The organism is Bradyrhizobium sp. (assembly GCF_035273305.1).
Classification (GTDB): Bacteria; Pseudomonadota; Alphaproteobacteria; order Rhizobiales; family Xanthobacteraceae; genus Bradyrhizobium.
This window is the reverse complement of sequence record NZ_DATEPI010000178.1, coordinates 1-2379: the sequence shown is the minus strand read 5'-3', so window position 1 is coordinate 2379 and position 2379 is coordinate 1. Positions and strand designations below refer to the sequence as shown.

3 protein-coding genes are annotated in these 2379 nt (G+C 61.0%); all 3 read right to left on the bottom strand.

The features are described 5' to 3' along the window. A partial coding sequence (locus tag VJV58_RS12460; RefSeq protein WP_324137651.1) for a molybdopterin cofactor-binding domain-containing protein occupies positions 1-701 on the bottom strand: 701 nt, incomplete at its 3' end. Further along, the gene (locus tag VJV58_RS12455) at positions 698-1168 is read right to left on the bottom strand and encodes a (2Fe-2S)-binding protein (RefSeq protein WP_324137650.1); all 471 of its coding nucleotides are present in this window, start codon (positions 1166-1168) and stop codon (positions 698-700) included. The genes VJV58_RS12460 and VJV58_RS12455, both read right to left, overlap by 4 nt. 27 nt (positions 1169-1195) lie before the next feature. Next, complete coding sequence (locus VJV58_RS12450; protein ID WP_324137648.1) at positions 1196-2197, bottom strand: tripartite tricarboxylate transporter substrate binding protein; 1002 nt, start codon at positions 2195-2197, stop codon at positions 1196-1198. Positions 2198-2379 lie beyond the last annotated feature (182 nt).

Sequence of the window (2379 nt, the reverse complement as noted above, 5' to 3'; positions counted from 1 at the left end):
AGGCCAACGAAATTGCCGTCTCGGATCACATCGATCACGCCGGGAAGGGCGCGCGCCTTCTGTTCGGCAATGTTTACGAGCGTCGCGCCCGCCATTTCCGACCGCAATACGCGCCCGTGCAGCACGCCCGGCAGTACTTGGTCGTGAATGAACCGCGGATGGCCGAACACTTTGTCGGGAATGTCCAGTCGTTTAGCAGAGCTTCCTGCCAACATCCGTCTTGTGGCTGACTTTGGCGCGGCACCCGCGGTTGCTTCGCGCTCCAGCGAAACTTCTTCGGCGAGCTCCCAATAGCTGGTGTTGACATTTCCAGGCCCGAAGATTGTGCCGTCATTGATTTCGAACTGATCGATGTCCACTCCTAGCCGATCGGATGCGGCGGCGAGAAAAATCTGCCGGATTTCCGCGCAGGCCTGCCGCATGGCGCGACCCGATTGCTGCACCGAAAGACTTCCCGAGGTGACGCCCTCATTCGGACTTGCAGCCGTGGACGCGCGAACCATTTGAACGCGCTCGATGGCGACGTCCAACTCGTCCGCCGCGATCTGGGCGAGCGCCGTGACGATACCTTGCCCGATCTCCACTTTCCCCGGAGATACCAGTACCCGCCCGTCAGGCGAGACCTTGACCCATGATGACAGTCGCGGATTGGCCGCGAGGCTGACCGGCAATTTGCGCTCGGGCGATGCAGGCGGCGTCATCGAGCTGTCATCTGGCTGGCGGCGCGCAGTACTGCCCGGACCATTCGGTTATGCGAACCGCAACGGCAAAGATTGCGGTCGAGCGCGGCTTTCACATCCACATCGGAGGGACTCGGGTTTCGCATCAACAGCGCCGCGGCGCTCATCAGGATGCCCGATACGCAATAGCCACACTGCAACGCCTGCTCGGCGATGAAGGCGCTCTGCAGCGGATGCGGATTTTCGACGGTCCCGAGTCCTTCGACCGTGGTGACGTCCTTGTCTGCCACTGACCACAGCGGCGTGTCGCAGGCCGCGACCGCATGCGTGCCGACGATCACGTTGCAAGCACCGCATTCGTTGGCGCCACAACCGAAATGCGGGCTGCTTACCCCGAGCTGACCGCGCAAGACGGCAAGCAGCGAGGAATCCGGATCGGCCTCGACGGCCGTCTCCGCGCCGTTGAGGCGAAAGCGAACACTTTGCATCGAAAGGACCTCGAGCCTGGTTCGATCCTACTGCGGCTTCTCGGCGAATGTTTTGACGACATTGCCCCACTTCACAATGTCCCCGCGCAGGAACTTGTCGAATTCCTCTGTCGTCATGGACATTGGAATGGCGCCCTGGTCTTTCCAGAGTTTGACGATGTCGGGCCGCTTGACCACCTCGTTGACGGCCGCGTTCAGCTTCTCGATCACGGGTTTCGGCGTCCCGGCGGGCGCCATCAATCCGAGCCAGATAGTGGCCTCATAGCCGGGCACGCCTGCTTCATTCGCAGTGGGTACGTCCGGCAGCACGGTGGAACGCGCCTTGCCGGTGGTGGCGAGCGCCCGCACCTGGCCGGCGCTGACATTGGGCGCCATGGCAGGAACCGCGTCGATCATCATCTGCACCTGTCCGCTAATCACGCCGGTTCGCGCTTCGCCGCTGTTGCGGTAGGGAACGTGCACGACATCGATACCGGTCATCGACTTGAATAATTCGCCGGCCATATGATAGGGCGTGCCCTGGCCCGACGAGGCGTAATTCAGTTTTCCGGGCTGTGATTTGGCCAGCGCTATGAACTCCTGCAGCGTGTTCGCCGGCACCTTCGGATGCACCACGATGACCAGATCGGAGTAATTGATCGGCGCGATCGGCAGCAGATCGCGCATCAGTTCGTATTTGCGCTGCTGCTGCGATATCAGCGACTCGTTCGCGGTCTGGGTGTTCGACATCAACAACAGCGTATAGCCATCGGGGGGCGACTTCGCCGCCTCGAGCGTGCCGATCACGCCTCCGGCGCCGGTGCGATTCTCAACGACGACGGGCTGGCCGAACTTCTCCTGCCAGATGTTGCCGATCAGGCGTGCTGCGACATCGGCAGGTCCTCCGGCGCCAAAGGGAACGACGATCCGGATCGCTCTTGAGGGATAATCCTGCGCGAGAGAGGACGAAGCAGAGATTGGCGTCGCCAGAAGAGCTGCCGCCAACGGAAGAGCTGCCGCCAGGCGCGAAGCCGATCCTGGACCCTTCATTTCGATCTCCCTCGTTCCCGTCTTTTTCTGTCGCGGCTCTGTTGGCCGGAATTGGTTGACAAGTCTAGCGGCAATGGCAATGCGCTGTCGACGAAAAGACTGATGTGCCAGTTAGGAATAAAAGATAGCGTTCGGTGTACCAAATCTCGCCCGAATAAAGGGACCAATGAACCAATGAAACA